Origin of the sequence: Gracilinema caldarium (assembly GCF_029265695.1) — a bacterium.
In the GTDB taxonomy this organism is placed as follows: Bacteria; Spirochaetota; Spirochaetia; order Treponematales; family Breznakiellaceae; genus Gracilinema; species Gracilinema caldarium_A.
In genome coordinates, this window is the sequence record NZ_JAJUHW010000020.1 from 43,923 (window position 1) to 50,671 (window position 6,749).

Here is a 6,749-nt window from a genome sequence, read left to right on the forward strand (position 1 = left end):
GAAAGAACCTCACCAATGGTTACGATTTACGACTTAGCAAAAAAGTTAGGGCTTTCACCTCCAACAATATCAAAGGCTTTAAACGATCAGCCAGATATCAGCCAAAGGACTAAGGAAAAAGTAAGAAAGCTGGCAGAAGAACTGGGGTATACACCTAATTCATCAGCCAGAGGTCTTATCACAAAAAAGAATTGGCTTATTGGAATGATCTATGAGGAGGAGCATCTTGGACTTGATGTAGAACATCCTCTTTTTGCCGGTATAATGAATTCGTTTAAGGCAAGAATTGAACGGGCTGGTTATGAACTTTTAATAATTTCTAGAGTTTTAGGCAATAAAAAGCTCTCGTATCTTGAACATTGCAGATATCGTCAGGTTGATGGTATACTCATTCTTAACAGCACCATTGATAATCCTGAGGTCTTACATGTAATTCACAGTGAATTCCCTATAGTATCGGCGAATATTGTTTACCCTCATGTTTGTACTGTAACATCGGATAACAAAGAGCCTTCTATGCAAGCGGTTCGCTATCTATACTCTTTAGGACACCGTCGGATTGCATTTATTGCAGGCCCCTCAGAATATTCATCATCTCCTGCGATAGAACGTCTGGAAGGTTATATCCTGGGTTTACATGATATTGGTTTGGAATATGATCCTGAATTGGTAGTGTACGGCCATCATTGGAATGTGGAATCGGGCTACAATGCAATGAAAGATTTGCATCAAAGGAAAATCCATTATACCGCTATCTATTGCGCAGCAGATGTCCTAGCCCTTGGGGTGATGAAGTACTGTCAAGAAAGTGATATTTGCATTCCAGATGATCTATCGCTTATAGGTTTTGATGACTCCCAATGGGCATCCTACAGCCATCCACCTCTAACGACATTCCGGCAGAATAGGCATGCGATCGGAGAGTTTGCGGCTGAAGCCTTGCTAAAGAAAATAAACGGAGAGGATGTGGATGAGCGAATATGTGTGCCGGTTGGTTTTATAGAGCGACAAACTTGTAAAAAAATTGATGAATTTTATTTGACAAGATTTGGGAAAGGGTCTACTATGTAAATGATAACGCAATCGATTGCGTTATAGGGAATATAGAATTGTATAGGAGGATGACATGAAAAAGCTTCTTTTAGCTTTGGTCGCGGTTTCGCTCCTCGTTTTGGGGTGTGCGAAAGGTCAGCAGGCTGCAGGCAAAAATGAGCCCAAGTCGCTGGTGGTATGGTCTTTTACTGATGAAGTAAAGAACATGATTGACAAGTATTATGGTCCTGCTAATCCGGATGTAAAGCTTGAGTATTCGCTGACTCCGACGGATCAGTTCCCGAATAAGCTTGATCCCGTTCTCGCTTCCGGCCAAGGCGCTCCAGATGTATTTGCCCTTGAAGCTGCCTTTGTGCGAAAATATATCGAATCTGGCCTGCTTCTGGACATAACTGACGTGGCCAATGAAGTTCGTTCCAAGATGTTTGGATATCCGATCGAAGTAGGAACCTATAATGGCAAGGTATACGGTCTTTCCTGGCAGGTTACCCCCGGTGCAATGTTCTATCGCCGCAGCCTGGCAAAGAAATATCTTGGTACTGACGATCCCGCCGAAGTTCAGAAATACTTTACTGATCTTAACAAATTCCTTGAGACCGCTGCGCTTCTGAAAGACAAATCTAAGGGCAGCTGTGTTGTCGTATCCTCTACCGGTGATATGTTCATGCCCTATAAAGGCGCACGGAAGCAACCCTGGGTTGTGGACGGCAAATTGGTAATTGATCCGGCCATGGAATCCTATATGGAAATGGCCAAAACTCTTAAAGATAAGGGTTACGAAGGCCGGGTTGGACAGTGGTCAGAAGGATGGTTCGCCGGTATGAAGGGCGATCTGAAGAACGAAAAGGGACAGGCTATCGAAGTCTTCTCCTACTTCCTGCCTACTTGGGGTCTCCATTATGTTTTAAAGACCAATGCTCCTAATACCTCCGGTGACTGGGCTATGATCCAGGGCCCTGCATCCTATTTCTGGGGCGGCACCTGGATTGCAGCTTACAAGGGAACCAAGTCTCCGAACCTTGCAAAAGAATTTATTAAATATCTTGCCACGAGCGATGAATTCCTGACCAAATGGGCAAAGGATACTGGCGATATGGTATCTAACAAGAATGTGGTTAATGCAATTAAAGATACCTATTCCGAAGCTTTCCTTGGCGGCCAGAATCACTATGCTGAATTTGCCAAAATGGCTCAGAATATTGATGGTAAGCTGATTCAGGGTACTGATCAGGCAATCGAAGGCCTCTTTAACGAAGCGGTTACTGCTTATGTAAATGGCGAGAAGACAAAAGATAAGGCTCTTGCTGACTTTAAAGAGCAGGTAAAGTCTACTCTGGGTTTCTAATATAAAAGCTGTATAAGGGATGTCTGGTCGAGACTAGACATCCCTTTTTACTTTTATTTCGATGGGGGGTTGCTGTGAGAAGGTCATCGGGAATAGAACGACGTTTAAGTATTTATGGGTATTTGTTTGTCATACCCTTTTTGTTAACCTATGCAGCATTTCAGTTTTGGCCTACTCTATATACAATTATATTAAGTTTTAGCGATCTAAAAGGCCTGCGTTCAGATTTTATGTTGATCGGCTTAGAAAACTATAAAAAATTAATTGCCGATAAATATTTTTGGGAAGCAATTCAAAATACCGCAATTGTTTGGTTCTTTAATTTCGTCCCCCAATTAGGAATTGCGCTGTTATTTGCGCTTTGGTTTACCGATGACACGTTACGCATCAAATATAAGGGTGTGTTCCGGACCATTTTTTATCTCCCGAACCTTTTAAGCGCTGCCTCAGTAGCAATGTTGTATCGAAGTCTTTTCGGATATCCCATTGGACCCGTTAATGCTGTCTTAACTAAATTAGGATTTTGGGCTACGCGCATTGGAGAGAATGGAGAAGTGATTCATGAGGCTTTTAACTTTTTCAGAAGTGTTCCAATGACTCGCGCAATTGTTTCATATATTCAATGGTGGTTATGGACTGGCCAAACTTTAATATTGCTGATTGCCGGTATCGTTGGCATTAGTCCTTCTATCTTTGAGTCTGCAATGATTGATGGTGCAAACAAGACCCAACGGGCATGGTATATTACCCTTCCTTTACTCAGGCCTATGATGCTGTATTTACTAATTACATCGATGATTGGTGGTATGCAAATGTTTGAGATCCCCTTCCTGCTTACAGATATGAGGGGCGGTCCAGATTATAAAATACGGACAATGATGGTTTATTTTTACAATAACGCATTCCAGGGCGGTAATAATTATGCCTACGGGGCTGCGATTTCGGTAGGTATTTTCATAATTACAGTCATATTGGCTATCATTATCTACTTTATGATGAAAGAACGGCAGTCAAAGGTAACGGGGTAAGGTTATGAAAAAAAATTATAGACTTTCTGCAAGTTTGAGCAGATTTGGTGTTTATCTTTTCATGCTGGTGATTACGATTCTTGTTGTTGTCCCCATATACCTTATGTTAATAAATGCAACCAGGAGCAATGCCCAGATAAACGAAGGTATATCTTTTATACCTGGCAACAATACGATCAACAACTGGAAAAATTTAACAAACAGAAATTTCCAGATTACGCAGGGCTTTGGTAACAGTCTCTTTCTCGCTATTACCAGCACATTAATCGTGGTTTATTTCTCGGCGCTTACTGCATATGCTCTCCATGTATACAAATTTAAGCTGAAAAACTTTATGTGGGCCCTGATTTTGTTCACCATGATGCTGCCTGGTTCTCTGTCATTTATTGGGTTCTACCAGTTTGTCGCAAGGTTAAAACTTTTGAATAGCTATGTTCCGCTCATTATTCCCGGAATAGCAGCTCCTGCGGTTGTGTTTTTCATTAAACAATATTTTTCATCAACCCTGTCATTTGAATTGATAGATGCGGCTCGTATAGACGGGGCGGGGGAATTTTACACATTTAATCTAGTTATATTACCAGTCATACAGCCAGCCCTTGCAACCCAGGCGATATTCAGTTTTATCGGATCTTGGAACAACTTCATGACCCCCTTTATTTTGATCTCAGATCCTAAAAAGTATACCTTGCCAATGCTTGTCCAAATGCTTCGTGGCGATATATACAGAACGGAGTACGGTTCTATATATCTTGGTATCGCAATTTCACTTATACCAATTATAATTTTCTATTCATTTGCATCACAGTTTATTATTGCCGGTATTTCGATGGGCAGCTTGAAGGAATAAACAAAAAAAAAGGGGATGTCCAATAGGTTTAGGACATCCCCTTAATTAATTTAAAATCTATTTATTTAGTTATTAAGCTTGTTAATATAGTTTTGAGCGTAGCATTAAAAAATATTAGCTTGTAAAATCTTGCTGTTTAATAATTTTGCCTGAATTTTTTTCTGTAAGGATAAGAGTATTTGATCCTTTTAATCCAGATCCTTTTTTATATTCAAGCACATATTCAGTATTTTCGTCTAAAGCTGGACATACAAAGTCAACAAGTTTATCAGTGCTTCTCGATGCAGCAATTGCTGATGTAGCTAAGAGAACAATTAAATTGCCAGAATTTTGACCCTGCTGAGAATACACTGCATGTACTTTTAGTGTAATTTCTTTTCCAGCAGGAACTTCAATTGGATTCCAGTATGTATTCTTTTCAGCTTCGGGGATCTTTATTTCTTCAATAGAAAATATTGATACACTAGGATTTCCTCTAATAAGAAAAACTGTTGCTTTGCTTTGGTTTTCCTCTGGGTATGAATAGGTCTTTGCAGTAATGGTAGTACAACTAACAGATAAAAATGATAAAACGATTAAAATAAATCCTGTAGAAAAGAGCTTTCTCCTAAATCCTCCTAAAACGATTTGGTTTAAAAGTAAGTTTAAAATAAATATTGAATTGCCACACTCAATACAAATTAATATTTTATTTAATTTTTATTTAACTTAATTCTTACCCTGTATGAATTAGAACCATATAAACTGTAATAAGTACCAGGATTTGCAACAATTCTAATACGGTCGTTTTTATTAACAGGATAGTCGTTTGTATTTATTAAAATATAATCGTTTGTACCTTGCTTTACATAAATATTGATTTTTCCAAAAGAATTATTAATAATTGAATAATTTAATATTCCATCAGACAGTATATCAAAATAAGTGTATTTTGTTGATGATGCAATGCTAAACGCACTTGATAAAAAGAACTCTTTATCAACTTCTAATCCCGGATTAGTATTATCTTCTGTTAAAGGTAAGTTTTTTGGTGTAAATGTTACATCTATTTCTGATCTTATGTTTTGATATTCGACATACGCTCTTACCCTATAAGGTTTAATTTCAGATATAAATAAAGGATTTGTACGGCTAATTTCTCCTGTTTTGAAATATAGGAAATTACTTGAATTTTCAGTTGGTGGAGTTTCGTCTAGTGTGTAATAAATACGCATTAAACTCAAATCATCATAGCTGAAACTAGAATCGATTCTGAAAGGTATTAAATTATAACCATTTTCAAACAAATCTAAATTGTTTATAGTTCCTTTTTAAATACCAGCAACTGTCAGGTTAATATAATCAGCGGGAGTTGTTAATACATCACTAGTATCTGTAATACTACATGAAGATACGAATAAAAAAATTAAAATAACAAATATAGATACCCTTTTCATTTAAATTACTCCTTGAATGAATTATTTAACATTTTAAAATCATTCACAAACTTCAAAATAATGATTTAATATTACTTCACCTTTTCTTATTTTAAATACAAATGTCTTATTTGAATTATATAAAGGTTTATTTATTTTATAATAACAATATTTACCTTTATCATCGATAATAAAAACAATTAATTATCCATTCTTGTCATATTGAAAAACAGTTATATATTGTTTGTTTGGTAAATATCGTAAATCGCTGTATTCCCAATCAATATTATCTACAATTCCATAATTAAAAGAATTTGTGTGATTTAGTTTGAAATAAGTACCATCTGTAGAAATAAAAATAATATCGTTTCTGCCTTTATCATCGGATCCTTCAATATTAATATTTAATATTGGGCTTTCTTTTGTTGTGAAACTAAAAAGAACTATACTGTCTATAGATATTGGACCATGCGAAATTGCTGCTGACGGGAATTCATTGTTATTTGCAAAGATGATTTTATCTGATGCTTTTATATCTCCGCCCATAGAAAAGGCCCATTTTTTTCTAATATCAATAAATCCTCTAGCATCGTATATTACATTATAATTATTTAAAACAAATGTATTAAAATCCTTAAAATTAATATTACGCAGCATTTCTATAAATGAGCTTTTTAGAGGTTGATTCTTTGTAGTAAAAATAGATTTGTTTTCAGATTGATTGGTGTTTTTTCCATTTAAATAAACATTTATTAATAGTTGGTTGTATTCACCAGGTATTTGAAGACCTCCTGATGCATGGTATACTTCGTTCCTAACTTTTAAAAGTATATCAGTTAGACTTAAACCTTTCTCTAGTAAAAAATTAGTTAATATGGGAGTAAATAGTCCATCTAACGCTACGGTTTCTATACTGAGCCTTTTTGTCAACACACATTTTGCAGTACATTAAGGTGTATTATACCGCTTGTTCTGCCAGATCAATGATCTGGAATGACTGATACATTTGATCAGGGGTCTGGTAATCAAGCCCCTGATGAAACCGCTCTTTATTGTAA

Annotated in this window: 7 protein-coding genes; 4 read left to right on the forward strand and 3 right to left on the reverse strand. The window is 36.6% G+C overall.

Going from position 1 to position 6,749, the window contains the following annotated elements; all coding sequences use genetic code 11:
- Nucleotides 1-15: 15 nt before the first annotated feature.
- The 4 genes from Q7P68_RS08100 to Q7P68_RS08115 all read left to right on the forward strand — a co-directional run bounded on the left by Q7P68_RS08100 (nt 16) and on the right by Q7P68_RS08115 (nt 4,276).
- Entirely contained in the window at nt 16-1,071 is a 1,056-nt protein-coding gene (locus Q7P68_RS08100) for a LacI family DNA-binding transcriptional regulator (RefSeq protein ID WP_304224653.1), read from the forward strand.
- Nucleotides 1,072-1,126: 55 nt separating this feature from the next.
- On the forward strand, nt 1,127-2,398 hold the full coding sequence (locus Q7P68_RS08105) for an ABC transporter substrate-binding protein (protein ID WP_304224654.1): 1,272 nt from the start codon (nt 1,127-1,129) through the stop codon (nt 2,396-2,398).
- Nucleotides 2,399-2,472: 74 nt separating this feature from the next.
- Nucleotides 2,473-3,426 carry a carbohydrate ABC transporter permease gene (locus Q7P68_RS08110; RefSeq protein WP_304224655.1) on the forward strand — a complete coding sequence of 318 codons (954 nt, stop codon included), beginning with the start codon at nt 2,473-2,475 and terminating at the stop codon, nt 3,424-3,426.
- Nucleotides 3,427-3,430: 4 nt separating this feature from the next.
- Nucleotides 3,431-4,276 (forward strand): carbohydrate ABC transporter permease, encoded by an 846-nt coding sequence (locus Q7P68_RS08115; RefSeq protein WP_304224656.1) that lies wholly within the window; start codon nt 3,431-3,433, stop codon nt 4,274-4,276.
- 114 nt (nt 4,277-4,390) lie between these two features.
- Here Q7P68_RS08115 and Q7P68_RS08120 read toward each other — a convergent pair whose 3' ends face one another.
- The 3 genes from Q7P68_RS08120 to Q7P68_RS08130 all read right to left on the reverse strand — a co-directional run bounded on the left by Q7P68_RS08120 (nt 4,391) and on the right by Q7P68_RS08130 (nt 6,624).
- On the reverse strand, nt 4,391-4,627 hold the full coding sequence (locus Q7P68_RS08120; RefSeq protein ID WP_304224657.1) for a hypothetical protein: 237 nt from the start codon (nt 4,625-4,627) through the stop codon (nt 4,391-4,393).
- 341 nt (nt 4,628-4,968) lie between these two features.
- Nucleotides 4,969-5,562: a hypothetical protein gene (locus Q7P68_RS08125; protein ID WP_304224658.1), complete on the reverse strand. Its 594-nt coding sequence runs from the start codon at nt 5,560-5,562 to the stop codon at nt 4,969-4,971.
- Between the two features lie 333 nt (nt 5,563-5,895).
- Complete coding sequence (locus Q7P68_RS08130) at nt 5,896-6,624, reverse strand: hypothetical protein (protein WP_304224659.1); 729 nt, start codon at nt 6,622-6,624, stop codon at nt 5,896-5,898.
- Nucleotides 6,625-6,749: the final 125 nt, after the last annotated feature.

What these genes read in the sequence shown, in the direction of transcription:
- Q7P68_RS08100 (WP_304224653.1), top strand. Translation starts at nt 16, where the DNA reads ATGGTTACGATTTACGACTTAGCAAAAAAGTTAGGGCTTTCACCTCCA.
- Q7P68_RS08105 (WP_304224654.1), top strand. Translation starts at nt 1,127, where the DNA reads ATGAAAAAGCTTCTTTTAGCTTTGGTCGCGGTTTCGCTCCTCGTTTTG.
- Q7P68_RS08115 (WP_304224656.1), top strand. Translation starts at nt 3,431, where the DNA reads ATGAAAAAAAATTATAGACTTTCTGCAAGTTTGAGCAGATTTGGTGTT.